The sequence below is a fragment of the Roseovarius sp. THAF8 genome (genome assembly GCF_009363735.1).
Classification (GTDB): Bacteria; Pseudomonadota; Alphaproteobacteria; order Rhodobacterales; family Rhodobacteraceae; genus Roseovarius.
In genome coordinates, this window is the sequence record NZ_CP045410.1 from 2,900,924 (window position 1) to 2,924,816 (window position 23,893).

The 23,893-nt window shown below is 65.0% G+C and carries 28 protein-coding genes; 14 read left to right on the plus strand and 14 right to left on the minus strand.

Going from position 1 to position 23,893, the window contains the following annotated elements; translation table 11 throughout:
- Position 1: 1 nt before the first annotated feature.
- The 10 genes from FIU85_RS14195 to FIU85_RS14240 all read right to left on the minus strand — a co-directional run bounded on the left by FIU85_RS14195 (position 2) and on the right by FIU85_RS14240 (position 6,668).
- Positions 2-625, minus strand: coding sequence for a trimeric intracellular cation channel family protein (locus tag FIU85_RS14195; RefSeq protein WP_152497364.1), 624 nt, complete (start codon positions 623-625; stop codon positions 2-4).
- A complete protein-coding gene (rnhA, locus tag FIU85_RS14200) occupies positions 622-1,089 on the minus strand; it encodes a ribonuclease HI (protein WP_152497365.1) in 468 nt (155 codons plus the stop codon). Before rnhA ends, FIU85_RS14195 begins: the two co-directional genes overlap by 4 nt.
- The gene (locus tag FIU85_RS14205; protein WP_152497366.1) at positions 1,082-1,687 is read right to left on the minus strand and encodes a class I SAM-dependent methyltransferase; all 606 of its coding nucleotides are present in this window, start codon (positions 1,685-1,687) and stop codon (positions 1,082-1,084) included. Before FIU85_RS14205 ends, rnhA begins: the two co-directional genes overlap by 8 nt.
- Complete coding sequence (locus FIU85_RS14210; RefSeq protein WP_152497367.1) at positions 1,684-2,136, minus strand: DUF3429 domain-containing protein; 453 nt, start codon at positions 2,134-2,136, stop codon at positions 1,684-1,686. The genes FIU85_RS14205 and FIU85_RS14210 overlap by 4 nt, the downstream gene beginning before the upstream one ends.
- 61 nt (positions 2,137-2,197) lie before the next feature.
- Positions 2,198-2,854: a CDP-alcohol phosphatidyltransferase family protein gene (locus FIU85_RS14215; protein ID WP_152497368.1), complete on the minus strand. Its 657-nt coding sequence runs from the start codon at positions 2,852-2,854 to the stop codon at positions 2,198-2,200.
- Positions 2,851-3,219, minus strand: a complete 369-nt coding sequence (locus FIU85_RS14220; protein ID WP_152497369.1) for a hypothetical protein — start codon at positions 3,217-3,219, stop codon at positions 2,851-2,853. Before FIU85_RS14220 ends, FIU85_RS14215 begins: the two co-directional genes overlap by 4 nt.
- Positions 3,216-4,166, minus strand: a complete 951-nt coding sequence (locus tag FIU85_RS14225; protein ID WP_152497370.1) for a phosphatidate cytidylyltransferase — start codon at positions 4,164-4,166, stop codon at positions 3,216-3,218. The genes FIU85_RS14220 and FIU85_RS14225 overlap by 4 nt, the downstream gene beginning before the upstream one ends.
- On the minus strand, positions 4,163-4,822 hold the full coding sequence (locus tag FIU85_RS14230) for a 1-acyl-sn-glycerol-3-phosphate acyltransferase (RefSeq protein WP_152497371.1): 660 nt from the start codon (positions 4,820-4,822) through the stop codon (positions 4,163-4,165). The genes FIU85_RS14225 and FIU85_RS14230 overlap by 4 nt, the downstream gene beginning before the upstream one ends.
- A gap of 208 nt (positions 4,823-5,030) precedes the next feature.
- Positions 5,031-5,981: a 4-hydroxy-3-methylbut-2-enyl diphosphate reductase gene (gene ispH, locus FIU85_RS14235; RefSeq protein WP_152497372.1), complete on the minus strand. Its 951-nt coding sequence runs from the start codon at positions 5,979-5,981 to the stop codon at positions 5,031-5,033.
- A gap of 123 nt (positions 5,982-6,104) precedes the next feature.
- Positions 6,105-6,668 carry an NYN domain-containing protein gene (locus tag FIU85_RS14240; RefSeq protein WP_152493787.1) on the minus strand — a complete coding sequence of 188 codons (564 nt, stop codon included), beginning with the start codon at positions 6,666-6,668 and terminating at the stop codon, positions 6,105-6,107.
- A gap of 144 nt (positions 6,669-6,812) precedes the next feature.
- On the opposite strand from FIU85_RS14240, the gene folK reads away from it, so the two are divergent.
- The 12 genes from folK to rnc all read left to right on the plus strand — a co-directional run bounded on the left by folK (position 6,813) and on the right by rnc (position 16,490).
- Complete coding sequence (gene folK, locus FIU85_RS14245; RefSeq protein ID WP_152493786.1) at positions 6,813-7,379, plus strand: 2-amino-4-hydroxy-6-hydroxymethyldihydropteridine diphosphokinase; 567 nt, start codon at positions 6,813-6,815, stop codon at positions 7,377-7,379.
- Between the two features lie 74 nt (positions 7,380-7,453).
- The gene (rpoZ, locus tag FIU85_RS14250) at positions 7,454-7,807 is read left to right on the plus strand and encodes a DNA-directed RNA polymerase subunit omega (protein ID WP_057791126.1); all 354 of its coding nucleotides are present in this window, start codon (positions 7,454-7,456) and stop codon (positions 7,805-7,807) included.
- A gap of 37 nt (positions 7,808-7,844) precedes the next feature.
- Positions 7,845-9,989, plus strand: coding sequence for a bifunctional (p)ppGpp synthetase/guanosine-3',5'-bis(diphosphate) 3'-pyrophosphohydrolase (locus tag FIU85_RS14255; RefSeq protein WP_152493785.1), 2,145 nt, complete (start codon positions 7,845-7,847; stop codon positions 9,987-9,989).
- A gap of 19 nt (positions 9,990-10,008) precedes the next feature.
- Positions 10,009-10,722, plus strand: a complete 714-nt coding sequence (locus FIU85_RS14260; RefSeq protein ID WP_152493784.1) for a DUF2062 domain-containing protein — start codon at positions 10,009-10,011, stop codon at positions 10,720-10,722.
- Between the two features lie 39 nt (positions 10,723-10,761).
- Positions 10,762-11,532, plus strand: coding sequence for a pyridoxine 5'-phosphate synthase (locus FIU85_RS14265; RefSeq protein WP_152497373.1), 771 nt, complete (start codon positions 10,762-10,764; stop codon positions 11,530-11,532).
- On the plus strand, positions 11,529-11,972 hold the full coding sequence (locus FIU85_RS14270) for an ABZJ_00895 family protein (RefSeq protein ID WP_152497374.1): 444 nt from the start codon (positions 11,529-11,531) through the stop codon (positions 11,970-11,972). The genes FIU85_RS14265 and FIU85_RS14270 overlap by 4 nt, the downstream gene beginning before the upstream one ends.
- Positions 11,969-12,589, plus strand: a complete 621-nt coding sequence (locus FIU85_RS14275) for a LysE family transporter (protein WP_152497375.1) — start codon at positions 11,969-11,971, stop codon at positions 12,587-12,589. The genes FIU85_RS14270 and FIU85_RS14275 overlap by 4 nt, the downstream gene beginning before the upstream one ends.
- Positions 12,590-12,636: 47 nt before the next feature.
- The gene (locus FIU85_RS14280) at positions 12,637-13,032 is read left to right on the plus strand and encodes a hypothetical protein (RefSeq protein ID WP_152497376.1); all 396 of its coding nucleotides are present in this window, start codon (positions 12,637-12,639) and stop codon (positions 13,030-13,032) included.
- Between the two features lie 11 nt (positions 13,033-13,043).
- Entirely contained in the window at positions 13,044-14,456 is a 1,413-nt protein-coding gene (locus FIU85_RS14285; protein WP_254702908.1) for an alpha/beta hydrolase, read from the plus strand.
- A gap of 11 nt (positions 14,457-14,467) precedes the next feature.
- Complete coding sequence (acpS, locus tag FIU85_RS14290) at positions 14,468-14,869, plus strand: holo-ACP synthase (protein WP_152497377.1); 402 nt, start codon at positions 14,468-14,470, stop codon at positions 14,867-14,869.
- 84 nt (positions 14,870-14,953) lie between these two features.
- Positions 14,954-15,793, plus strand: coding sequence for a signal peptidase I (lepB, locus tag FIU85_RS14295; protein WP_152493779.1), 840 nt, complete (start codon positions 14,954-14,956; stop codon positions 15,791-15,793).
- 7 nt (positions 15,794-15,800) lie between these two features.
- On the plus strand, positions 15,801-16,490 hold the full coding sequence (rnc, locus tag FIU85_RS14300; RefSeq protein ID WP_152497378.1) for a ribonuclease III: 690 nt from the start codon (positions 15,801-15,803) through the stop codon (positions 16,488-16,490).
- On the opposite strand, the gene FIU85_RS14305 is transcribed toward rnc, so the two are convergent.
- From FIU85_RS14305 to FIU85_RS14315, 3 genes are all read right to left on the minus strand, one after another.
- Positions 16,487-16,906, minus strand: a complete 420-nt coding sequence (locus FIU85_RS14305) for a universal stress protein (RefSeq protein WP_152497379.1) — start codon at positions 16,904-16,906, stop codon at positions 16,487-16,489. The two genes, rnc and FIU85_RS14305, sit on opposite strands and share 4 nt — an antisense overlap.
- Before the next feature lie 11 nt (positions 16,907-16,917).
- On the minus strand, positions 16,918-19,554 hold the full coding sequence (locus FIU85_RS14310; RefSeq protein ID WP_152497380.1) for a TRAP transporter permease: 2,637 nt from the start codon (positions 19,552-19,554) through the stop codon (positions 16,918-16,920).
- A 72-nt stretch (positions 19,555-19,626) separates the two neighbouring features.
- A complete protein-coding gene (locus FIU85_RS14315) occupies positions 19,627-20,586 on the minus strand; it encodes a TAXI family TRAP transporter solute-binding subunit (protein ID WP_152497381.1) in 960 nt (319 codons plus the stop codon).
- Positions 20,587-20,707: 121 nt separating this feature from the next.
- Here FIU85_RS14315 and FIU85_RS14320 point away from each other — a divergent pair, with 121 nt between their 5' ends.
- A complete protein-coding gene (locus tag FIU85_RS14320; RefSeq protein ID WP_152497382.1) occupies positions 20,708-22,030 on the plus strand; it encodes an aspartate aminotransferase family protein in 1,323 nt (440 codons plus the stop codon).
- Between the two features lie 9 nt (positions 22,031-22,039).
- On the opposite strand, the gene FIU85_RS14325 is transcribed toward FIU85_RS14320, so the two are convergent.
- The gene (locus FIU85_RS14325) at positions 22,040-22,696 is read right to left on the minus strand and encodes a GntR family transcriptional regulator (protein ID WP_152493773.1); all 657 of its coding nucleotides are present in this window, start codon (positions 22,694-22,696) and stop codon (positions 22,040-22,042) included.
- A 133-nt stretch (positions 22,697-22,829) separates the two neighbouring features.
- On the opposite strand from FIU85_RS14325, the gene dctP reads away from it, so the two are divergent.
- Positions 22,830-23,816: a TRAP transporter substrate-binding protein DctP gene (gene dctP, locus FIU85_RS14330; protein WP_152497383.1), complete on the plus strand. Its 987-nt coding sequence runs from the start codon at positions 22,830-22,832 to the stop codon at positions 23,814-23,816.
- The last annotated feature ends 77 nt before the right edge of the window (positions 23,817-23,893 follow it).

Sequence of the window (23,893 nt, forward strand, 5' to 3'; positions counted from 1 at the left end):
CTCAGGCCCGCGGTGGGCGAGAGCGGTAGACCGGCAGGCGCCAGCCGAAGGCCAGTGAGCCCGCGCGCAAGGCCCACGTCACCCCTGCGCAAGCGATCAGGATGAAAAGCTCCTGCCGCGTGACCAGCGATACCGCCACGGCAGCCAGCGATCCGGCGAAGGCGGCGGTGACGTAAAGCTCGCCCTGTTTCAACACCAGAGGCAGTTCGTTGCAGACCACGTCGCGCATCAGCCCGCCCAGGCAGCCTGTGACCATCCCCATGATCACCACGATCGGCAAGGGTTGCACCATCGCCAGCGCCGTGGCGACGCCCGCGGGCACGGCCACGGCCAGCGCAAGACTGTCGAGCCAGAGCAGGAGGCGGTACCGGCTCTCGAACAGATGCGCGGTGAAAAAGATCAGGATCGCGGCGGCGCAGGCGGTGGCGATGAAGCTGGGATTGGCGATCCAGAAGACCGGGTTGCGGTCAAGAAGCACGTCGCGCACCGTGCCGCCGCCCACCGCCGTGAGGCAGGCGATGAAGGCGAAGCCCACCACGTCGAGCTGCGCGCGCGAGGCCACCAGAGCGCCGGTCAGCGCGAAGATCAGCACCGAGGCGTGATCGAGCAGGAAAAGCGCCGTCATTCGCGGGACTTGCCGGGCTTGAAGGGGGCCATGCCCGCGCGCGCCAGCTCGTCGGCGCGTTCGTTTTCCGGGTGGCCGGCATGGCCCTTGACCCATTCCCACGTGACGTCGTGGCGCTGGGCCGCGTCATCGAGGCGTTGCCAGAGATCGACATTCTTGACCGGCTTCTTGTTCGACGTCTTCCAGCCATTACGCTTCCAGCCATGGATCCAGCCGGTGACGCCGTTCTTCACATAGGCACTGTCGGTGACGATGGTGATCTGCGTGGGTTTTGACAACGTCTCGAGCGCGGTGATCGCGGCGAGCAGTTCCATGCGGTTGTTGGTGGTCTCCGCCTCGCCGCCCGAAAGTTCACGTTCCTTAACGACGGTCTCGCCGTCCTTGGCTTGCAGCAGCGCACCCCAGCCACCGGGGCCGGGATTGCCGGAGCAGGCGCCGTCGGTATAGGCGAAGAGCTCAGTCATCAGCGCGCTTTCTTGCAAGGATCGTGACCCATTCCGCCACCGACCCGTCAAGGCCGGTATCGGCGCCGGTGCGCGTCTCGACCGGGTGCAGGCCCGCCGCGCGCAGAAGGCCGGCAAGCTCGGTTTCGGTGACATAGGTATAGAGCCGCCCGAGCGTGTCGCGGTGTTCGCCGGTGCCGGTTTTCATGCCGATGTGAAAAAGTCCGCCGGGTCTCAGCGCGGTCACGAGGGCGGCCAGATGGCGGGGCAGGTCGGCGCGGGGCGCGTGCAGGAGCGAGAAATTCGCCCAGATCGCGTCATAGGCCGCGACTTCGTCAATATCGTCGAATTTCGCGAGACGGGCGGTCACGCCCGGTTGCGCCTCTGCAAGGGCGACCATTTCCGGCGTGGCGTCGGTGGCCGTGACCGCGTGACCCTCGGCGGCCATGATGCCCGAGGCGATGCCGGGGCCGCAGCCGAGGTCGAGGATGCTGCTGCCGGGGGCGAGGTGGTCGAGAAAGAGGCGCAGCACCGGGTCCTTGCCCGCGTCCTTCGTCACGTCGGCATAACGCGCGGCCTCGGACCCGTAGACCCGGATGGTCTGGTCGTCGTGGCTCATTGCGTGAGGCCGATCACGAGGCAGAGCACGACCACGGCGGTGATGACCAGGCGCAGGCGCATCCACCAGTTCGGCGCCACCCCGTCGCGCCAGAAAAGCCAGTCCAGCGCGAGGATGCCGGCGAAGCCGAGGATCAGCATGATCCCGGCCTGGTACGCGCCGCCGCCTTGGGTGAAGAACACCCAGAGCGCGGGAATGACCGAAAGCACATAGCCGGTGGTGGCCGAGGGGCCGGTCATGCGCGTGGCAAACCCCCAGAGCACCCCGGACATGAAGCTGAGGATCACCGCTCCGTAGAACAGCCCCACGTAAGGACCGACGAAGCGGGGACCGACCACGCGCTGGGTCCAGATCGCCAGATCGGGCCAGAGCACGGTCAGCGCGCTCCACAGGAACGGCAGGAGGCCGGCCAATGCCAGGATCAGCGGAGTGCGGGGGATCTCGTTCACGGGGCGGGGCGGTCCTTGGCTGCAAGCGTCGGAGTTGGTTTAGAAGGCCGCCCCGGCGGGATCAAGTGTCAGACATGTCGCGCGCCCGGTGTTTCAGCGCGCGGATCAGACGGGCGGAGCGGGCGAGAGCCGTGAATCCGGTGCCAAGCGCGGTCACGATCAGCGCGACAAGCAGGGCGTGGCGCGTCTCAAAAAGTCCCAGTTCGATGGCCGACAGGACCGCACCGGCGGTGATCGCGGCCATGCGCTGCGGCTTGGCGAAGGGGCCCGAGAAATCCGAGCCCAGCCCCTCGGCCCGGCCGAGTTCGCGGATATAGGCGGTGGCGATGGCCAACGCGCCGCCCAGCAGGCCGAGCGCGAGTTGCCCGGTGGCCAGCCCCGCGCCGGTCAGGATCAGCAGGTCGGCGGCGCGGTCCGGGGCCTCGTTCCAGAAGGGGCCGTCGGGTTCGGACTTGCCGCCTTCGACGGCGACCATTCCGTCGAAAAGATTGCAGAGCAAGCGCAACTGACAGCCGAGCGCGGCGAGAAGCAGCAGGACGATGGCGGCGGTCGTACCCGTGTGGGCGGAGGCCCAGAAGGCGAGGCAGGCCAGCGCCGCGAAGAGGATCGAGCCCTGGCTGATGCGGTTGGGGGTCAGCGACGTGCGGCTGAGCCAGCGGGCGGTGCGGCGCGCCCAGCCGGTGTCGCGGCTGTTCAGGGGGCGGCGGGTGTCGGTCATGGAGCGTGCCTCAGGCGGTGGTTGTAAAGCGCGGCGTAGCTTGTGGCGACGGTCACGGGCAGGGCGAGCGTCGCCGCGACTTCCGGCGTGCCGACGGCGCGGTGCACGAGCGACAGCAGCGTGACCGATATGGTCGCGCAGGCAAGCGGCGGCAAGATCAGGCCGGGCAGGCCCGAGATGCGCGGCAGCAGGTGTTCGATCACCGCTTTCAGGGCAAGCGTGATCGTGGCCGAGAGAACGCCCTGCACGACGCCGGAGACCAAGGGCGTGGGCATCGGATGCGCCGCGTTGGCAAAGACCGCCCAGCCGCCCATCAGAACGAAGCCGCCCGCCATGTGAGCCAGGTTCGAGCGCAGCAGGCTCATGTCAGCGACCAATAGTACCGGGTCAGGTGAAAGAAGAGCGGGGCCGAGAAGACGACGGAATCGAGCCGGTCGATGAAGCCGCCGTGACCGGCGATCATGTGGCCCCAGTCCTTGACGCCGCGATCCCGCTTGATGGCCGACATGACCAGCCCGCCGAAGAACCCGGCGAGCGTGATGACGAGCGACATGCCCGCCGCCTGCAAGGGTGTGAACGGCGTGATCCAGAAAAGCGCGGTGCCGATCAGCGTGGCCGAGACGACGCCGCCGATGAGCCCTTCCCAGGTCTTGGAGGGCGAAAGCGAGGGCGCGACGGGATGGCGGCCGAAGAGCTTGCCCCAGGTGTATTGCAGGACGTCCGACAGTTGGACCACGACGATCAGGAAAGCGATCAGCAGGACGTTGCGCGCCTCGAAACCGGGGATGTCGAGGAAGAGTAGCGCGGGCACGTGGCTGGCGCAGAAAACGCAGATCATCAGGGCCCATTGCATCTGGCTGATGCGGACCAGGAAATTGCGGCTGTCGCCTTGCAGCACTGCGATGATGGGCAGGATGAGGAAGGCGTAGACCGGGATCAAGAGCGACCACATGCCGTACCATTCGTCCCAGATGAGCCAGTATTGCGCCGGCAGGATCACGAAGAAGGCGCAGGCGATGGCCCAGTGGTCGGACGCGCGGCGGGTGGTCAGCGTCACGAATTCGCGCAGGGCGGCGAAGGAGGTGAAGGCGAAAAGCGCGATCACGCCGCCGCGCCCGGCGAGGAAGGCCACGGCGAGGAACGCCGTCATGCCCCACCAGGCGAGGATGCGGGCGTTGAGGTTCTCGATGGTGGCGTTGGAGCCATCCGGCGCGATGCGCTGCTTGAGCACGTAGCCGATCCCGCTGGCGACGATGAGGATGCCGATGATGCCCGCCAGCAGGGTCAGGAAATCCGCGTGCGTTTCGTTCATGCCCGGGCCTCGTCTGCCTGTGCGTCATCGGCCGGGGCGAGCGCCAAAAGGGCGGTTTCGGCCCGCTTGAGGAAATCCTTGCGCTCCTCGCCTGGCGCGACGCGGATTGGCGCACCGAAGGTGACGGTGCACAGAAGCGGGATCGGCACCAGCTTGCCCTTGGGCATGACGTCGTTGAGGTTGTCGATCCAGACCGGGACCAGGTCCACCTCTGGGCGGGCGTCGGAGATGTTGTAGAGCCCGCTCTTGAACGGCAGGAGGGGTTTGTCGGTGGTGTTGCGCGTGCCCTCGGGGAAGATGATGAGCGAGGCGCCGGTGTCGAGCCCTTCGAGGATGAGCTTCATCGGGTCCTCGTTCCGGGTCTCGTTGTTGCGGTCGATCAGGACCGCGTTGAAGACATCGCGGCCGATGAAGGTCTTGAGCGGGGATTTGAGCCAGTAATCCGCGCCGGCAACAGGGCGTGTCCCGCGGCGCAGGTTCGGGGGCAGGACCGTCCAGATCAGTATGAAATCGCCGTTGGATGTGTGGTTCGCGAAATAGACCCGCTGGACGGGTTCGGGCTCGGAGCCGTCCCATACGGCGCGAACGGCCGTGATAAGCCGCGCGAAGGTGGTGATGGCGCTGCCGGTCAACCAGGCAAGGAAGCTGCGTGTCACGTGATGGGTCCCGTCTTTCGGGGCAGCCTACAGTTACAGGGTGAATTGGGAAGACAGGAAATCCTGACCCCGGCGAAGAGGTCCCGGGTCAGGCCCGGGACGGGCTGCGCGGGTTGCCGCGTCGTGCCATTGCCCGGCGGTGTGGCGCGGGCGGAAGGCTGGGGGACCAGCGGGTTCCGCCGACAGAATGCCGAAGCGGGCAAGGCCTTCAGGCGGGTTCGCGCAGGACCCGTGGGACCTTGAACTCGACGTTTTCCTGCGCGGTTTCGACCTGTTCGATGGTCACGTCGAAACGGTCGCGAAAGGCGGCGATGACCTCGTTGATCAGCACTTCGGGTGCCGAAGCGCCTGCCGTGATGCCCATGGTGGTGATGCCGTCCAGCGCGCGCCAGTCGATATCCGCGGCGCGCTGCACCAGCTGCGCGTAGGAACAGCCCGCGCGGGCGCCGACCTCGACCAGGCGTTTGGAGTTGGAGGAGTTGGGCGCGCCCACGACCAGCATCGCCTCGGCCTTTTCGGCCATCGCCTTTACCGCCTCCTGCCGGTTGGTGGTGGCATAGCAGATGTCTTCCTTGTGAGGGCCGACGATGTCGGGGAAGCGGGCTTGGAGCGCCTGGACGATATCGGCGGTGTCGTCGACCGACAGCGTGGTCTGCGTCACGAAGGCGAGACGCGCGGGATCGCGCACCTCGACCCGGGCCACGTCTTCGGGCGTTTCGACGAGCAACACGTCGCCGGTGGGCAGCTGGCCCATCGTGCCGATGGTCTCGGGGTGGCCGGCATGGCCGATCATGATGATCTGCAGCCCGTTCGCGGCATGGCGCTCGGCCTCGATATGGACCTTGGAGACAAGCGGGCAGGTCGCATCGACATAGACCATTTCGCGCGACGCGGCCTCGGCCGGGACCGCCTTTGGCACGCCATGCGCCGAAAAGATCACCGGGCGGTTGTCGGGGCATTCGTCGAGCTCTTCGACGAAGACCGCACCCTTGGCGCGCAGGTCGTCCACCACGTACTTGTTATGCACGATCTCGTGCCGAACATAGACCGGCGCGCCCCATTTCCCGAGTGCCATCTCGACGATCTTGATGGCGCGGTCGACCCCGGCGCAAAAGCCGCGCGGGGCTGCGAGATAGAGGGTGAGGGGCGGTTTGGTCATGGACACTCCTGTTCCCTCAAGACGTAAGGGTTGCGGCGTGCGGCGTCCAGTGGGGGGTGGCAAATCGGGGCGCGAGGTGCGGCCGCTTTCGGCTGCCCCCGGCCCCGTTTCCCGGCGGCTCGTTCAGGCCGAGGCTTGCTGACGCTCTTGCGAATCTTCGCGCGGCGGGCGTCCGATGACCTCCTTGAGGTCTTCGAGTTCGATGAAGTTGTCGGCCTGGCGGCGCAGGTCGTCGGAGATCATCGGCGGTTGGCTGCGGATGGTGGAGACCACGGATACGCGAACGCCCTGGCGTTGAAGGCTTTCGACCAGCGGGCGGAAATCGCCGTCGCCGGAGAACAGAACGATGTGGTCGATCCGCGGGGCAAGCTCCATGGCGTCCACCGTCAATTCGATGTCCATGTTGCCCTTCACCTTACGGCGGCCCTGGCTGTCGGTGTATTCCTTGGCCGGCTTGGTGACCATGGTGAAACCGTTGTAGTTGAGCCAGTCGACAAGCGGGCGGATCGGAGAGTAGTCGTCGTTTTCCAGCAGCGCCGTGTAGTAGAAGGCTCGCAAGAGCTTGCCACGACGCATGAATTCCGTTCGCAGCAGCTTGTAGTCGATATCGAACCCGAGCGCCTTGGCCGCAGCGTACAAGTTCGAACCGTCGATGAACAGCGCGAGCCGCTCGTCCTTGTAAAACATAAAATGTCCTTCCGAGTGTGTTTGCCCTGCCGCAACGGTGTACTAATGGAGTGGATTTGAAACCGGACAGGACTAGTCGGTGTACCTAGGAGTTTAGTTTGCGCTACGCAAGCGTTTAGATTGTATAGAGGATAAGTCGGTCACATGCCTGAGCAACTATTCCTGATAGCATTGGGCGGGAATTTGCCGTCCGATACGGGGGCGCCGGAGACGACCCTGCGCGCGGCGCTGGCCCAGTTGCCGAGGGCGGGCGCGCGCGTTGTGGCAGTCAGTCGCCTGTATGAAACGCCCTGTTTTCCCGCGGGGGCGGGGCCGGATTACGTGAACGCCGCCGCCGTTCTGGCCTTCGACGGCGATCCTGCGGAAATGTTGCAACTTTTACACGAAATCGAATCCGCGTTCGGACGGGCCCGGCAGCAGCGCTGGGGCCAGCGCACGCTGGACCTGGACCTGCTGGCGGCAGGTGCGCAGGTCTTGCCGGACCGGGCCACGTACGAGGCCTGGCGCGCGCTGCCGCTGGAGCAGCAGATGCGGCGGACCCCCGACAACCTGATCCTGCCGCATCCGCGGATGCATGAGCGGGCTTTCGTCCTGGTGCCGCTGAATGACGTCGCGTCCGATTGGGTTCATCCGGTGCTGGAACGCAGCGTGGCGGCGATGCTGGCGGACCTGCCCGCTGACGCCCGGGCAGAGGTGCGGGCGCTGGACTGATTCTGTGCTTGTAAACACCTGCCCGAGGCTTTAAATGAAGGGCTTCTTGAGACTTTGCCCTATCCGGAGGCCCCATGGCGCGCGTAACCACAGAAGACTGCGTTGATAAAGTTCCGAACCGCTTCGACCTGGTGATGCTGGCGGCACACCGCGCGCGCGAGATCTCGTCGGGGTCGCCGATCACCGTGGACCGCGACAACGACAAGAACCCGGTCGTGGCGCTGCGCGAGATCGCCGAGGAAACGCAAGGTGCCGACGACCTGCGCGAACGGCTGATCGAATCGAACCAGAGCCAGATCGAGGTGGACGAGCCGGAAGACGATTCCATGGCGCTGCTGATGGGCGAGGAAGCCGAGAAGCCGGCCGACGACGACATGTCGGAAGAAAAACTGCTGCGTGCGCTGATGGAGGCGCAGGGCCAGGGCTGAACCCCTGCGCGCGGACGGGTGATGGAAAGCGGACCAGATGATTGGTGCTGATACGCTTGTCGATCTTGTCCGCGCCTATAATCCGAAAAGCCATAGCGATCTGATCCGTGACGCCTATGCGTTCGGAATGGAGATGCACGAGGGCCAGACGCGGCACTCCGGGGAGCCCTATTTCAGTCATCCGGTGGCGGTCGCCGCCATTCTGACGGAACAGCGGCTGGATGATGCGACCATCATCACGGCCCTGCTTCACGACACGATCGAGGATACGCGCGCGTCCTACAACGCCGTGGCCGAGCGGTTCGGCGGAGAGATCGCCGACCTCGTGGACGGCGTGACCAAGCTGACCAACCTGCAGCTTTCCAGCACCGAGACCCAGCAGGCCGAGAACTTCCGCAAGCTGTTCATGGCGATGTCGAAGGACATGCGCGTGATCCTGGTGAAGCTGGCCGACCGGCTGCACAACATGCGCACGATCCGCGCGATGCGGCCCGAAAAGCAGCTGAAGAAAGCGCGCGAGACGATGGATATCTTCGCGCCCCTGGCCGGCCGGATGGGGATGCAGTGGATGCGCGAAGAGCTGGAGGACTTGGCGTTCCGCGTGATCAACCCCGAGGCACGCGCGTCGATCATGCGGCGCTTCATCACCTTGCAGCGCGAGGCGGGCGACGTGATCGAGCGGATCACCGGCGACATGCGGCTGGAATTGCAGGAGGCCGGGATCAAGGCCGAGATCCTTGGCCGCGCCAAGAAACCCTATTCGATCTGGCGCAAGATGCAGGAAAAGGAGATGGGCTTTTCCCGGCTGAGCGACATTTACGGGTTCCGCATCATCACCGCGTCCGAGGATGACTGTTACCGCACGTTGGGGGTGATCCACCGGCGGTGGCGGGCGGTCCCGGGGCGGTTCAAGGATTATATCAGCCAGCCCAAGTCGAACGGCTATCGCTCGATTCACACCACTGTGTCGGGCCGCGACGGCAAGCTGGTCGAGGTGCAGTTGCGCACCCGCCAGATGCACGAGGTGGCCGAGACGGGCGTGGCGGCGCACTGGTCCTACCGCGACGGCGTGCCGGCGGAGAACCCGTTTGCCGTCGACCCGGCCAAGTGGATTTCCAGCCTTACCGAGCAGTTCGACAGCGAGGAGGACCACGACGAGTTCCTCGAGGCGGTGAAGCTGGAAATGTACGCCGACCAAGTGTTCTGCTTCACGCCGAAGGGGGACGTGGTGAAGCTGCCACGGGGGGCGACGCCGATCGATTTCGCATATGCCATCCACACGCGAATCGGCAATGGCTGTGTCGGCGCCAAGGTCGACGGGATGCGCGTGCCGCTGTGGACCCGGATCAAGAACGGCCAGTCCGTGGAGGTGATCACCGCCGACGGGCAGACACCGCAGGCGACGTGGCTGGATATCGCCACGACGGGCAAGGCGCGCGCCGCCATTCGCCGTGCCCTGCGCGAGGTCGACCGGGACCGTTACATCCGGTTGGGCCGCGAACTGGCGCGCGCGGCGTTCGAGCATGTGGGCAAGAAGCCCACCGACAAGGCGCTGGAACGTGCCGCCAAGACCCTGCGCCTGAAGGGGCGTGACGAGGTTCTGGCCCGGCTGGGAAGTGCCGAGTTGACCACCAGCCGCGTTCTGAACGCGGTCTACCCGGACCTTGCGCCGGACACCGGCAACGAAGTGGGGCTGGACCGTGCCGTTGTCGGGCTTGAGCCGGACCAGCGGTTTGACCGTGCCCCCTGTTGCCAGCCGCTGCCGGGGGAGCGGATCGTGGGGATCACCTATCGCGGCAAGGGCGTGGTGGTCCATTCGATCGACTGCGAGAATCTGCAGCGCTACGAGGAACAGCCTGAGCGCTGGATGGACCTGCAATGGCACGGCGGCACGCATGCTGCCGTCTACGAGGCGACGCTGAATGTGACGATCGGCAACGATGCGGGGGTACTGGGACGTATTTGCACGTTGATCGGAGAGCAGAAGGCCAATATCTCGGACCTGACATTCGTGGATCGCAAACCGGACTTTTACCGGCTGCTGATAGATGTCGAGCTGCGCGACGCGGAACATCTGCATGGCGTCATCTCGGTGCTGGATGCGGAAAGCGATGTAGCCACGGTGGAACGGTTCCGCGACCCCGGCCGGCTGGCGGCCAGTGGCGGAACGGAACAGAGCTGACCCAGAGGAGCCGCGCCCCGTGGTTTTCAAACGCCGTGACAGACTGCCTTGGTGGAAGGCCACGTTACGGTTTCTCTGGCCGAGATCCGGCTGGACGCGGGCGTTCCATTACGTGCGGCACCGCGTCAGGCGTCTGCCCGACCCGCCGCACCGAATCGCCCGGGGGGTTTTCGCCGGGGTCTTCGTCAGCTTTTCGCCGTTCTTCGGGCTGCACTTTCTGCTGGCCGCCGTGGTGGCGTCGATCTTGCGCGGCAACATCGTGGCTGCGCTCCTGTCGACCTTCTTCGGCAACCCGCTGACCTTTGTCTTCATCGGCGCGTCTTCGCTGCAGACCGGATATTTCATGCTCGGGCTGCGCAACAATCCCGACCTGGAGGCGCATGGCACGCTCGGCAGCAAGTTCGTCGATGCGGGGCGGGACCTGAAAGACAACCTTTGGGCGATCTTCAACGAGCAAAGCGCCGACTGGAGCCGGCTGACCGTCTTTTACGACGAGGTGTTCTTTCCCTACATGGTCGGCGGATTGATCCCCGGAACCATCGCCGGCCTGACCTGCTATTATGTCAGCCTGCCGTTGATCCAGGCCTATCAGAACCGGCGCAAGGGAATGCTCAAGGCCAAGCTGGCCGCGATCCGCGAAAAGGCGGCGGAGAAGGCGGCCGAGAAGGCTGCGGCAAAGAAGGCCAGGGATGGCGCCAATGACAAGGCTGACGCGGAGCCCGAGAAGCACTAGGGTCAGGGACGAGTCGTTACCCTTGCTCTGGAGGATGTCATGAGCGATGCCGGAAAACTGCGCCTTGGCGTGAATATCGACCATGTGGCGACGGTGAGAAATGCCCGCGGCGGCGCCACCCCCGACCCGGTACGCGCCGCCAAACTGGCCGAGGAGGCCGGGGCGGACGGGATCACCGCACACCTGCGCGAGGACCGCAGGCATATTTCGGACGCGGATATCGACGGGCTGATGGCGGCGCTGAAGGGGCCCTTGAACTTCGAGATGGCCGCGACCGAGGAAATGCAGAAAATCGCCCTGCGCCACAAGCCGCACGCGGTTTGCCTGGTGCCCGAAAAACGCGAGGAGCGTACGACCGAGGGCGGGCTGGAGGTGGCGCGCGAGGAAAACCGGCTGGCGCATTTCATCGCGCCGCTGCGCGAGGCGGGGTGCCGCGTGTCGATCTTCATCGCCGCGGACCGCCGCCAGATCGAGGCGGCGCACCGGATCGGGGCCGAGGTGATCGAGCTGCATACCGGGGCCTATTGCGATGCCCATGCCGAGGGAAATTTTCAGGCGCGGGACAGGGAACTGGCCGCCCTGAGGGACATGTCGGCCTTTGCCGATTCGCTGGGGCTGGAAGTGCACGCGGGTCACGGGCTGACCTATGAGACGGTGCAGCCGGTGGCGGCGTTTCCGGAGGTCATGGAACTCAATATCGGGCATTTCCTGATTGGCGAGTCGATCTTTCGCGGGCTGGAGCCGACGATCGGGGAAATGCGGCGCCTGATGGACGAGGCGCGGGCAGATCCGCAGCGCATCGCCGGATGATCTGGCTGCGTTACAGCGCCGTCTTTCTGGCCGTGGCTATCGGCGTGTCCCAGGCGGTGCGCTTGTTGGGGATCACCAAGGACGAGATGCTGGGCTCGGCGGCGCAGATCATCGTGCCGGCGATGATCGCCGCGCTGATCGAAGGGCAGCAATATGTGCGCCGGCACGGGGCTTTGCCCGGCGTGCGCCGGGCCTGGAGCTTTGCCTTCATCGGAACGCTCGTCGCCACGTCTCTGAACGTGGCGCTGGCCTATGCGGGACCCGGCCTCGCGCCCGAGTTCACCAAACTGGCCATCGCCGTGCCGGGCTCGCAGCAATTCGTGACGCTGCTGTTGATGTATGCGGGCGGTTACCTGCTGGCCAACCGCTTTTTCTTCGGCATCGGCGCGGGAAACACGATGAGCCGCGACAAGGCCCGTGAGGAACGGGGTTTGAAATGACCGGCGGTGGCGATGTGGCACTATGGACCTCGGTGGCGAGCTTCGCCTTTGCCGCCGGATCACCAGGACCCGCGACGCTGGCGGTCGCAGGAACGGCGATGGCAAAGGGGCGCCAGGCCGGTGTTGCGATGGCGCTTGGGCTCGCGCTCGGGCTGACAGTATGGGGCGTGCTGGCCGGGCTGGGCCTGGGATTGCTAATCGCGCATTTCGCGCCGGCGCTGCTGTTGCTGAAACTTGCCGGCGCGGCGTATCTTTTCTACCTCGCGGCGATGTCCGCGCGCTCGGCGATGCAGCCGGTCGCGGAACTGGATGCGGGCGGACAGGCTTCGGCGAGGGCAGGTGCGGGCATGTTCCGTCGTGGGCTGTTGCTGAACCTTTTGAACCCCAAGGCAGTGCTGGCTTGGGTTGCAGCACTTGCGTTGGGAAGCGCGGGGCCGGTGACGATCGCGGTCTGCGCCGCTGTGGGCCTGGCGCTCTACCTGTTCTACGCCACGATTTTTTCCCGCGCGGCGGTCCGGGCGGCCTACCGGAGGTTTCGGCGCGGTCTCGACGCTTTTTTCGCCGGGTTCTTCGGCTTGGCCGGAGCGCGGCTGTTGGTTTGGAAAGCGGAGCAATGAGGCAAGTATGTGCGGCGGTGGCCTTGGCGACGGCCTTATTACCCGCCATGGCATTGGCGCAGGAGGTCGCCTCATGTGACTGGCGCAGCAGTGCCGCATCGATTGTCGAGCCGTGGGAGGAGTACAGCCGGACCTTTTCGGACGGCAAGGTGCGCATCGCGCTGATGGATACACTGGAGCCGGCGGCGTCGGCGGTGCACATCCTGATCCTGTCGCCGCCATACGACGAACTGGGCGCGCGGCAATGCCGGGTTCTAAGCCACCACGCCACGAGCGGGTTTTCGAACGCGGATTTTTGGACGCTGGACCCGACATACGATCCTGCCGTCGGACTGATCTTCGAGATTGCGGTCGAGATCATGGGCGCCATTGGCCCTGAGGACCGGACATTGCGATTTACCCTGAACCAGGCGACCGGCGGGATTGGCGCCAGCCTGCAGTGACGGTGCGGTGGTTGCGTTGGCGCACGCTTGCCGCTCTGCTCTTGGGGGCGTGGGCGTTGTGGACGCTGGAGGCCGCGCGGGGCGGGGTCGAAATCGACGAGATGCGGGTGGGGCCGACCCCGGTGACGATCTGGGGCGCGGAGAATACCGGTCCGGCGGTCGTCATGGCCCACGGCTTTGCCGGATCGCGGCAGATGATGCAGGGCTATGGCCTGGTGCTGGCGCAGGCCGGGTACCGGGTCTATGCCTTCGATTTCCTGGGCCACGGGCGGCATCCGCAGCCGATGTCGGGGGATGTGACGGCGGTGGACGGCACCACGCGGCTGTTGGTGAACCAGACACTGGAAGTGATCGACGCCGCGCGCGCGAACGACGGCGACATCGCGCTGGTCGGGCATTCCATGGCCACGGATGTGCTGGTGCGGGCGGCGCGCGAGGTCGAGGGTATCGGGCCGCTGGTGTTGCTGGCCACCTTTTCCGGCGCGATTACGGCCGAGGCGCCCGATGACGTGCTGATGATCACCGGCGCGTGGGAGCCGCGCTTGCAGGGGTTCGCGGCTGATGCGGTGGCGGAGGCCGAGGCGGGCGTGCGACGCGAGGCCATGATTGCCCCGGCGGTGGAGCACGTGGCGATCCTGCACTCGCGTGCGGGGCGAAAAGCAACGCTCGACTGGCTGAACACATATTACGGGCGGCACGCCGAGGTGCCCGTGCCGCAGACAGGCTGGGCGCTGATCGGAATGCTGGCGGCAATCACGATGCTGTTCGCGCCCGTGGCGCAGCTGTTTCCGGCACGAGACGTGCCGATGCGCGCCCTGTCATGGCGGCGGTTCGCCGGCGTGGTCTGTGCGCCGATGCTTGTCACCCCGGTGGTGGCGGCGCCGGTGGAAACGCAGGTTTTGCCCGTTCTGGTGGCGGATTACCTGGCGCTGCACCTGTTGATCTATGGCGTGATCCAGCTAGCCGTTCTGTGGGTCACGAGCGCGCGACCCGGCGCGTTCAGTGTCACGGGAGGGGTCCTCGTGCTGATATGGACCGTGGGCCTTTTCGGGTTCGCGCTGGATCGGTACGGGGCCAATTTCTGGCCCGTGCCGGAGCGGTGGGGGATCATCGCCGCGCTGGCCCTTGGCGCGGTGCCGTTCATGCTGGCCGACGCGTGGTCGGTGCACGGTGCGGGACCCGCCCGCCGCGTGGTGGCCCGAATCGGGTTTCTTGTCTCGCTGGCCATTGCGGTGGCGATGGATTTCGAGGGGCTTTTCTTTCTGCTTCTGATCGCGCCGGTGATCGTGCTGTTCTTCCTCAGTTTCGGCTGGATCGGACGTGTGGCGGCGCGCCGCTTTGGCGCCATCGGGCCGGGCGTTGGGCTGGGGCTGGCGCTTGCCTGGGCTTTGGGTGTAAGTTTCCCTCTGTTTTCAGCCGGATAAAGGGTGCATTCATGATCCTGGGCGTCGGAACGGACCTGGCCAATATAGATCGGATCGCCGGTACGCTGGAGCGGTTCGGCGACCGCTTTCGCAACCGGGTCTTCACGGAAGTGGAGCAACGCAAGTCCGAACGCCGCAAGGACGTGGCGGGCACCTATGCCAAGCGCTGGGCCGCGAAAGAGGCCTGTTCCAAGGCGTTGGGGACGGGACTTCGGATGGGGATCGCCTGGAAGGACATGGCGGTGAGCAACCTCGCCACCGGGCAGCCGGTGATGGCGGTCACCGGCTGGGCCGCCGAACGGCTGGCGGAAATGACGCCGGAGGGGCACGAGGCCATTATTCACGTCACCCTGACCGACGATCACCCCTGGGCGCAGGCCTTTGTCGTGATCGAGGCGCGGCCGGCGACGTGAGGACGCCGGGTCGCCTTTGCCGGCGCGGCTTGACACCTGTGCCGCCGCCCCGCATGTAGCGCAGAAGAGCAATCGGAGACAGGCATGGCCGAAGAATCCAAGACATCGAGCGCGATCTGGGAAACCGTCAAGACGGTCTTCTGGGCACTGCTGATCGCCGGTATTTTCCGCACGATCCTGTTCCAGCCCTTCTGGATCCCGTCCGGGTCGATGAAGGACACGCTGTTGATCGGGGATTTCCTGTTCGTCAACAAGTTCGCCTATGGCTACTCCTACGCCTCCTGCCCGAACATCAAGATCGAGCGGATCGGGCTGGATATCGACGCAAAGAACATCTGTGGCTTTCTCGATGGCGACAACACGCGCCTTCTCGGGTCCGAGCCTGAACGTGGCGACATCATCGTGTTCCGCCATCCCAGCAACGGCACGGATTACATCAAGCGGGTCGTGGGCCTGCCGGGTGACCGGATCCAGATGCAGGATGGCGTGCTGAACATCAACGGCGAGCCGGTCGAACTGGAAGATGCGGGAACCTTCGAGGAAGTGCTGGAACCCCAGGGCCCGCTGGGCAAGACGCCGCGCTGTGCCAACGGGGCCGTGGGAGTGGGAGGCATCTGCGAGAAAGAGCGGCAGATCGAGACCCTGCCCAACGGCGTGTCGCACAGCATCCTGAACGTGGGGCCGCAACGGTATGACAACACCGGCGTCTACGAGGTGCCCGAGGGGCATTACTTCTTCATGGGTGACAACCGGGACAATTCCACCGACAGCCGCGCGCCGCTCACCGCGCCGGGCGGGGTGGGCTATGTTCCGTTCGAGAACCTGATCGGCCGGGCGGACCGGGTGATCTTTTCGTCGGCGGGCCGGTCGATGCTGTTCTTCTGGACGTGGCGCGGCGACCGTTTTTTCGAGAAGCTGGATTGATCCAGCGATGAAGCTTTCGGGCGATCTCAAAGCGTTCGAGACCCGTTTGGGACATGAATTCGAGCGGCCCGAGTTGCTGGTGCGGGCCGTGACGCACGGGTCGATGACCACAGCCAACCGCGACGACAACCAGCGGCTGGAGTTCCTGGGCGACAGGGTTCTGGGGCTGGTCATTGCCGAGGCGCTGCTGGAAAGCGACAAGGGGGCGGCCGAAGGGCAGCTTGCGCCGCGCTATAACGCGCTGGTGCGCAAGGAGACCTGCGCCGAGGTGGCGCGACAGATCGACCTTGGTGCGGTGCTGAAGCTGGGGCGGTCCGAGATGATGTCGGGCGGGCGGCGCAAGCAGGCGCTGTTGGGCGATGCGATGGAGGCGGTGATCGCTGCTGTCTATCGCGATGCCGGGTTCAATGCGGCGCAGGAGATGATCCTGCGGCTGTGGGGCGATCGGGTGACGTCGGTGAAGGCCGACGCGCGAGACGCCAAGACGTCGCTTCAGGAGTGGGCGCAGGGGCAGGGGCTGGCCCCGCCGGTCTATGAGGAGACGGCGCGCAGCGGGCCGGATCACGCACCGCAATTCACCATCGAGGCGCGGCTGGAAAACGGCGAGGCGGAGCGGGCCACGGCGGGTGCGAAGCGGCAGGCAGAGCAGTCTGCCGCCAAGGCGTTGCTGGCGCGGGTGACGTCGAAAAAGCCCTAGCGAATAACGATAACGGACTGGTTGGCGTGGCGCGTGATCCGCGCGGCGTTCGGGCCGACGAGATAGTCGCGCAGCTCGGGCCGGTGGGCGCCCACCACGATCACGTCAGCGCCGATCTTGTCGGCCATGCGCAGGACGCTGTCATAGATCGTGCCCTCGGTCACGTGCAACTGCGCCCTGCCGTCGAAAGCATTGTCGGTCCAGTCTTTCAGCGCCTTTTCGGCCGCACCTTTCGCGGAGCGGTTGTAGTCGCCCTCGAAGGCGGCGCCGACCATGTTCATGCCGCTGCCGGGGACCACGTTGATCACGTGGATCTCGGCGCCGTCGCCGGCAGCCAGCAGCTTGGCGGCCTGTGCGAGCCGGTGGGCGCCTTCCATCGCGTTGATGTCGACGGCCAGGAGAAGCTTGTTGAACATGATGTTCCTCCTCAGAACGCGGGTTGGGTGGCGCGGGGCCGCTGGATCAGGACGATGCCCGCCAGCAGGATCAGGGCGGGGATGAAGAACAGTTCCTTGGGCAGGCGCTCGTTCTCGATCTCGACCTTGCTGATCACCACGGGGGTGTCGCCGTAGAAGTCGTACTCGATGCCGATGGCCTCGAAATGCGGTGTGCCGGGGAAGGGTTCTTCGAGTTTCAACTGGCCATCTTCTTCGAGGATGCTGAGACCCTGTTCCGAAAGGGCGGCGGTGCCGTCGCCCTCGATGCCGGGGACCGAGATGGTGATGGGCCGGATCTCGCCATTGTCGAAATCCGGGCCTTCGATGGTCAGGCGCATGTCCTGCCCGGTCTCGGCGCTGTCCATGAGGGCATAAATTTCGGTTCCGGTGGCCGTCTGGTAGGGTTCGGATATCTGATCGAGGAAGAAGCCGGGACGGAAGAGCATGAAGGCGATGAACAAGAGCACAGCGCTTTCCCATTTTCGCGACTTTGCGATGAAATAGCCTTGGGTCGCGGCCGCGAACAAGAGCATGGCGATGAGCGATATGCAGAAGACCATGACCGCCTTGGCAAAGCCCACGTCGATCAGGAGCAGGTCGGTGTTGAAGATGAAGAGGAACGGCAGGAGCGCCGTGCGGATGTCATAGCCGAAGCCCTGGATACCCGTCTTGATCGGGTCGCCGCGGGAAATCGCGGCGGCGGCATAGGCGGCAAGGCCGACGGGTGGCGTGTCGTCGGCGAGGATGCCGAAGTAGAAGACGAACATGTGCACCGCGATCAGCGGCACGATCAGGCCGGCCTGTGCGCCCACCGATACGATGACGGGCGCCATCAACGACGACACCACGATGTAGTTGGCGGTGGTGGGCAGGCCCATGCCGAGGATCAGCGACAGGACCGCCACGAGGAACAGCAGGATCATCAGGTTCCCGCCCGAGATGACCTCGATCACCTGGCCGATGACCTGGTGCGCGCCGGTCAGGGAGATCGTGCCGACGATGATGCCGGCGGCGCCGGTGGCGACGCCGATACCGATCATGTTGCGCGCGCCCAGGATCAGCCCGTCGATGAAATCGCGCCATCCGTGCCAGGTTTCATTCCCCGGGCTTTCGCCCCGGAACATCGCCTTGAGCGGGCGGTGCGTCAGCGCGATGATGACCATGAAGAACGTCGCCCAGAACGCCGAAAGCGCGGGCGACAGACGGTCGAGCGTGTCGGTGCGCACCATCAGGTTCCACACCAGGATGAAGATCGGGATGGCGAAATAGAGCCCGCCGATGAGTGTCGGTGTCAGACGCGGCGCCTCGGGCGGGCCATCCTCGTCCTTGTCCATCTTGAGGTCGGGATACCGCGCGGCGATGGCCACGAGCACGACATAGAGCACGGCGACGAGGGCCACGGCGGCATAGACCGAGTTGCCCGTGATCGGCTCGAGAATGCCGCGCAGGCCGATCATCAGGAAGGTGCAGAGACCGAGGAAGATGAAGCCCGAGAGGAACAGGATCAGGATCATCAGCACGCCGATGCGGCGGCCCGGTTTTTCCAGCCCCTTGAGGCCCATCTTCAGGCTTTCGAGATGCACGATGTAAAGCAGCGCGATGTAGGAGATGACCGCCGGAAGGAAGGCGTGCTTGACCACGTCGATATAGGGGATGTTGACATACTCGACCATCAGGAAGGCCGCCGCGCCCATCACGGGCGGTGTCAGCTGGCCATTGGTGGACGAGGCCACCTCGACCGCGCCCGCCTTTTCCGCCGGAAAGCCGATGCGCTTCATCAGCGGGATGGTGAAGGTGCCGGTGGTGACGGTGTTGGCGATGGACGAGCCCGAGATCATGCCGGTCATCATCGACGACAGGACCGATGCCTTGGCCGGGCCGCCGCGCAGGGCGCCCAAGAGGGCAATGGCCACCTTGATGAACCAGTTGCCGCCGCCGGCCCGGTCCAGCAGGGCGCCGAACAACACGAAGAGGAAGATCATCGTGGTCGAGACGCCGAGGGCCACGCCGAACACCCCTTCGGTCTGCATCCAGTAGTGTCCCAAGGCCTTGGACAGCGACGAGCCGCCATAGTTGGTGATGTTGCGCGCCCATTCCGAGTAGCCGCCGAAGAAGGCGAACAGGATGAAGCAGCACGCGATGATCACCAGCGGCAGGCCCAGTGAGCGGTAGACCGACACCAGAAGGACGATCATCCCGATCGCGGACATGGTGACGTCGGTGGTGTTCCACAGGCCCGGACGGTCGGCGATCTCGAACCGGAAGACCACGAGGTAAAGGCAGGCCGACACGCCGAGGATCACCAGAATCCAATCGTAGAGCGGAATGCGGTCTCGGGGCGAGGATTTGAACAACGGAAAGGCGAGCGTCGCCAGCATGATGGCAAAGGCCAGGTGCACGAAGCGGGCCTGTGCGACGATATTGGCGAAGATGGACATGCCCGTGGCCTGGGCCAGTATGCCCGGCACGCGTGAGGCGATGTAGAGCTGGAAGAGGGACCACGCGATACAGGTGCCGATGATCAGCTTTGTCTGCCACGCCGCGGCCGGGTTGCGGGCGCCGGTATCGGCCTCGGCCAACATGTCGTCGGCGGAACGGGTGTTTTGGGTCTGGTCGCTCACTGTCATGCCCCCTGAAGCAAGTATGTGTATGATGGTGTAAGGGGCGCCTCGCGCGGGGCGCCCCTCGAAGCCCGGGGCTTATTCCATCAGGCCCAGTTCCTTGTAGGCCTTTTCCGCACCGGGGTGCAGCGGGGCCGACAGGGCGTCCTGAACCATCTCGGAAGGCTCGAGGTTGGCGAAGGCCGGGTGCAGCTGGCGGAAGTCGTCGATGTTTTCCATGACCGCCTTGGCCAGAACGTAAACCGTGTCTTCCGACACGTCGGCGGAGGTCACGAGGGTCGCGCCCACGCCGAATGTGGTGACGTCCTCGTCGTTGCCGGCATACATGCCGCCCGGAACGGTGGCGGTGCGATAATAGGGGTTTTCGTCGATCAGCTTGTCGATGACATCGCCGGTGACGTTCACGAGCGTGACGTCACAGGTGGTCGCCGCTTCCTGGATGGCGGCGGCCGGGTGGCCCACGACGTAGACCATGGCGTCGATGTTGCCGTCGCAGAGCTGTTGCGACATTTCCGAGCCCTTGTACTCGGTCGCCAGTGCGAAATCGTCCATGGTCATGCCGTATTCTTCCATCAGCACCTCGGTCGTGGCGCGCAGGCCCGAGCCGGCATTGCCCACGTTGAAGCGCTTGCCCTTGAGGTCCTCGAAGCTTTCGATGCCGGCGTCGGACCGGGCGATCAGCGTGAAGGGTTCGGGATGAACCGAGAAGACCGAACGGATTTCCGGGAACGGATTGTCCGAGAAGGTCGAGGTGCCGTTATAGGCGTGGTACTGCCAGTCGGACTGTGCGACGCCGAATTCCAGCTCGCCGGCCTTGATCGTGTTGATATTGTAGACCGAGCCGCCGGTGGACTCCACGGCGCAGCGGATGCCGTGATCCTTGCGGGACTTGTTGACGAGACGGCAGATCGCGCCGCCGGTGGGATAGTAGACGCCCGTCACGCCACCTGTGCCGATGGAAATGAATTCCTGCGCCGAGGCGGGGGCGGAAATGGCTATTCCTGCGGCGGCAAGGGCGCCGAGAAGGTAGTTTTTCATGGTGTTCTCCCTTAGTTGCGAACATCATCTCGAGATGAGTCGATGGGGTCAGTAGAGACAGAACTGGCCAAGCTTGCAAGACCGTCAGGCGACAAATTAATAAATTCAAGATGTTAGCGACATGACCCACGTGTTTCACCGCAACAGCCGCGCCAATATTCCGACCGTATCGCGGGGCGAGGGCGCCTATCTTTACGACCGGTCCGGCAAGGCCTATCTGGACGGATCGGGTGGTGCGGCGGTGTCCTGTCTGGGGCATGGCGATGCGCATGTGACCGACGCGATCAAGGCGCAACTGGACCGGATCGCCTTTGCCCATACCGGGTTTCTGACGTCAGAGCCGGCGGAAACGCTCGCCGACCGGCTGGTGGCGGTGGCGCCGGCCGGGCTGAAGCGCGTCTATTTCGTGTCGGGCGGATCAGAGGCGATGGAAGCGGCGCTGAAGCTGGCGCGACAGTATTTCATCGAGGCCGGACAGCCCCAGCGCAGCCGGGTGATCGCGCGGCGTCAAAGCTATCACGGCAACACGCTGGGGGCGCTGGCGACCGGCGGAAACGCGTGTCGGCGCGCGCCTTTCGCGCCGCTGTTGATGGACGTGAGTCACGTGTCGCCCTGCTATGCCTACCGGGGGATGCAGGAAGGCGAGACGGCGCAGGGCTATCTCGCCCGGCTGGTGGCCGAGTTGGAGGCCGAGATCGAACGGCACGGTCCCGAGACGATCATGGCTTTCGTGGCCGAACCCGTGGTGGGGGCGACACTGGGCGCGGTGCCGCCCGTCGCGGGATATTTTCGCGCTGTCCGAGAGCTTTGCGACCGGCACGGCATCCTTCTGATCCTCGACGAGGTGATGTGCGGAATGGGGCGGACCGGCACGCTGTTCGCGTGCGAGCAGGACGGGATCGCACCGGATATCTGCGCCATCGCCAAGGGGTTGGGGGCCGGGTATCAGCCGATCGGCGCGATGCTGTGCACCGGCACGATCCACGACACGATCGCGGAAGGGTCCGGGTTCTTCCAGCATGGGCACACCTATCTGGGGCATCCCACCGCCTGTGCGGCGGCGGGGGCGGTGTTGGACCGTTTGCTGGACGACGGCCTGGCGGCGCGTGTGGCGCCGCTGGGGGAGGCATTGCGGGCGCGGTTGATCGAACGTTTCGGGCAGCACCCGCATGTTGGCGACATTCGCGGGCGCGGGCTGTTCCAGGGGATCGAATTCGTCGAGGACCGACAGACCAAGGCGCCGTTCGACCCGGCCCGCAAGCTGCATGCCCGGATCAAGGCGGCGGCGTTCGAGGCGGGGCTGATCTGTTACCCGATGGGTGGCACCGTCGATGGGCAACGCGGGGATCACGTGCTGTTGGCGCCGCCATTCATCCTGACCGAAGATCAGCTGGGCGAGTTGGTCGACAAGCTGGGGCAGGCGGTGGACGCCGCACTGGCCTGAGCGATGGGCTTATTCGGCGGCGGCTTTCAGGCTGGACATCAGCCGGTGGAATTTTTCGCCCTGGACGGTGACATGCTGGCGCAACAGGTTGCCGGCCTGATCGCCGTCTCCGGCCTCGATGGCGGCGAGGATCGCATCGTGTTCCGCCACCGATTGCGCCATTCGTCCGCGCCAGCGCAATTGCAGGCGGCGAAAGGGGCGCAGGCGGCGTTGCAGCCGCAGGCATTCCTGTTCGAGAAACGCGTTGCCGGTCTGGGCATAGAGCGTGGCGTGGAAAAGATCGTTCTGATCGTAGTTGCCATCGGCGTCCTGCGCCTCGGTCGCGGCGCGGCATCGCTCGTTTATGGTGCGCAATTCGGACAGGGCCGTGTCGGAAATGCGTGACGCGGCCAGCCGGGCGCAGACCGCTTCCAGCTCGGCCATGACCTCGAACATCTCGATCAGTTCGACCGGCCCGGGCTGGCGCACGAAGACCCCGCGACGCGGCAGCTGTTCCACCAGGCCGGACAGGATAAGCCTTTGAAGCGCTTCTCTTATCGGGGTTCTGGAGACGTTGAAGCGTTCGGCCAGCTGAACCTCGTCCAGGCGAGCGCCATCGTCGAACGTTCCATCGAGGATCAACTCCTCGATAGCGTCCGCGATGAGATCTGCGCGCTTGCGTTCCATTTCAATCCGCTAGCATACCGCCGTCTAGAGCGCAAGAAAACCATTCTTGTATACAAAAAATTTGACTGCTTACACAATGTCGTTAGGTTGCAGGGCAGTCCGAATACGAATCAGGACGTTTTGGGAGGAACATATGAAACTGAATTTCACAGCCGCAGTCGCGGCAGCAGCCCTTTTCGCTGGCAGTCTGACGGCGAGTGCCGAAGAGCTGCGCCTGTCGCACCAGTGGTCCACTAGTGACGTGCGTCACAAGGTGGCGCAGATGGTCGCCGACGAGGTCGCGGCGGCGGATGTCGATCTGGATATCCAGATTTTCCCGTCGCAATCGCTGTTCAAGGCACGCGAGCAATACAAGCCCTTGGCGCGCGGGCAGGTCGACATGATCGTCTTTCCGTTGTCCTATGCGGGCGGTCTGCGCAACGCCTATAACCTGACGCTGATGCCGGGGTTGGTGAAGAACCACGATCATGCCGCGCGCCTGAACGAATCCGAGTTCATGGGCGATATCGAAGCCATCATGGCCGAAGATGACATCATGGTGCTGGTCCACGGCTACCTGGCCGGCGGTTTCGCGGGCAAGGAGAAGTGCATCACCGCGCCGGAGGACGTGGAAGGTCTGCAGACCCGCGCGGCGGGCAAGGCGTTCGAGCAGATGCTGGCGGGTGCCGGTGCCTCGATCGCGTCGATGAGCTCGGCCGAGATCTATAACGCGATGCAGACCGGCGTTCTGGATGCCGCGAACACCTCGTCCTCGTCCTTTGTCAGCTACCGCATCTACGAGCAGGTGTCGTGCTTTACCCCGGCGGGCGACTATGCGCTGTGGTTCATGTACCAGCCGCTGTTGATGAACAAGTCCAAGTTCGAAGGCCTGAGCGAGGAACAGCAGACCGCGCTGATGGAAGCCGCCGAGAAGGCCGAGGCGTTCTATCTGGAAGAAGCCAAGAGCCAGGACGGCAATGCGCGTGACGTGTTTGCTGACAATGGTGTCGAGATCGCCGAGATGAGCCAGGAAGAGTTCGACGCCTGGCGCCAGATCGCGCAGGAAACGGCCTACAAGGCGTTCCTGGAAGGCTCGCCCGAAGGTCAGGCGTTGCTGGACAAGGCGCTGGCCGTCGAGTGATCCGCTGAACCAATCGTCGGGCCCGGCACCGCGCCGGGCCCGACGCCGCGTACCCTTTCCACTTTTTCAACGGAGGC

Excerpts from the sequence above, each read along its gene's own strand:
- FIU85_RS14220 (WP_152497369.1), bottom strand. The coding sequence starts at position 3,219 with ATGAGCCTGCTGCGCTCGAACCTGGCTCACATGGCGGGCGGCTTCGTT.
- FIU85_RS14320 (WP_152497382.1), top strand. The coding sequence starts at position 20,708 with ATGACCCACGTGTTTCACCGCAACAGCCGCGCCAATATTCCGACCGTA.
- FIU85_RS14305 (WP_152497379.1), bottom strand. The coding sequence starts at position 16,906 with ATGTTCAACAAGCTTCTCCTGGCCGTCGACATCAACGCGATGGAAGGC.
- rnhA (WP_152497365.1), bottom strand. The coding sequence starts at position 1,089 with ATGACTGAGCTCTTCGCCTATACCGACGGCGCCTGCTCCGGCAATCCC.
- FIU85_RS14270 (WP_152497374.1), top strand. The coding sequence starts at position 11,529 with ATGATCTGGCTGCGTTACAGCGCCGTCTTTCTGGCCGTGGCTATCGGC.
- FIU85_RS14195 (WP_152497364.1), bottom strand. The coding sequence starts at position 625 with ATGACGGCGCTTTTCCTGCTCGATCACGCCTCGGTGCTGATCTTCGCG.
- acpS (WP_152497377.1), top strand. The coding sequence starts at position 14,468 with ATGATCCTGGGCGTCGGAACGGACCTGGCCAATATAGATCGGATCGCC.
- rpoZ (WP_057791126.1), top strand. The coding sequence starts at position 7,454 with ATGGCGCGCGTAACCACAGAAGACTGCGTTGATAAAGTTCCGAACCGC.
- rnc (WP_152497378.1), top strand. The coding sequence starts at position 15,801 with ATGAAGCTTTCGGGCGATCTCAAAGCGTTCGAGACCCGTTTGGGACAT.
- FIU85_RS14240 (WP_152493787.1), bottom strand. The coding sequence starts at position 6,668 with ATGTTTTACAAGGACGAGCGGCTCGCGCTGTTCATCGACGGTTCGAAC.
- FIU85_RS14215 (WP_152497368.1), bottom strand. The coding sequence starts at position 2,854 with ATGACCGACACCCGCCGCCCCCTGAACAGCCGCGACACCGGCTGGGCG.
- FIU85_RS14315 (WP_152497381.1), bottom strand. The coding sequence starts at position 20,586 with ATGAAAAACTACCTTCTCGGCGCCCTTGCCGCCGCAGGAATAGCCATT.
- FIU85_RS14325 (WP_152493773.1), bottom strand. The coding sequence starts at position 22,696 with ATGGAACGCAAGCGCGCAGATCTCATCGCGGACGCTATCGAGGAGTTG.
- FIU85_RS14205 (WP_152497366.1), bottom strand. The coding sequence starts at position 1,687 with ATGAGCCACGACGACCAGACCATCCGGGTCTACGGGTCCGAGGCCGCG.
- dctP (WP_152497383.1), top strand. The coding sequence starts at position 22,830 with ATGAAACTGAATTTCACAGCCGCAGTCGCGGCAGCAGCCCTTTTCGCT.
- FIU85_RS14255 (WP_152493785.1), top strand. The coding sequence starts at position 7,845 with ATGATTGGTGCTGATACGCTTGTCGATCTTGTCCGCGCCTATAATCCG.
- lepB (WP_152493779.1), top strand. The coding sequence starts at position 14,954 with ATGGCCGAAGAATCCAAGACATCGAGCGCGATCTGGGAAACCGTCAAG.
- folK (WP_152493786.1), top strand. The coding sequence starts at position 6,813 with ATGCCTGAGCAACTATTCCTGATAGCATTGGGCGGGAATTTGCCGTCC.
- FIU85_RS14280 (WP_152497376.1), top strand. The coding sequence starts at position 12,637 with ATGGCATTGGCGCAGGAGGTCGCCTCATGTGACTGGCGCAGCAGTGCC.
- FIU85_RS14275 (WP_152497375.1), top strand. The coding sequence starts at position 11,969 with ATGACCGGCGGTGGCGATGTGGCACTATGGACCTCGGTGGCGAGCTTC.
- FIU85_RS14225 (WP_152497370.1), bottom strand. The coding sequence starts at position 4,166 with ATGAACGAAACGCACGCGGATTTCCTGACCCTGCTGGCGGGCATCATC.
- FIU85_RS14265 (WP_152497373.1), top strand. The coding sequence starts at position 10,762 with ATGAGCGATGCCGGAAAACTGCGCCTTGGCGTGAATATCGACCATGTG.
- FIU85_RS14310 (WP_152497380.1), bottom strand. The coding sequence starts at position 19,554 with ATGACAGTGAGCGACCAGACCCAAAACACCCGTTCCGCCGACGACATG.
- ispH (WP_152497372.1), bottom strand. The coding sequence starts at position 5,981 with ATGACCAAACCGCCCCTCACCCTCTATCTCGCAGCCCCGCGCGGCTTT.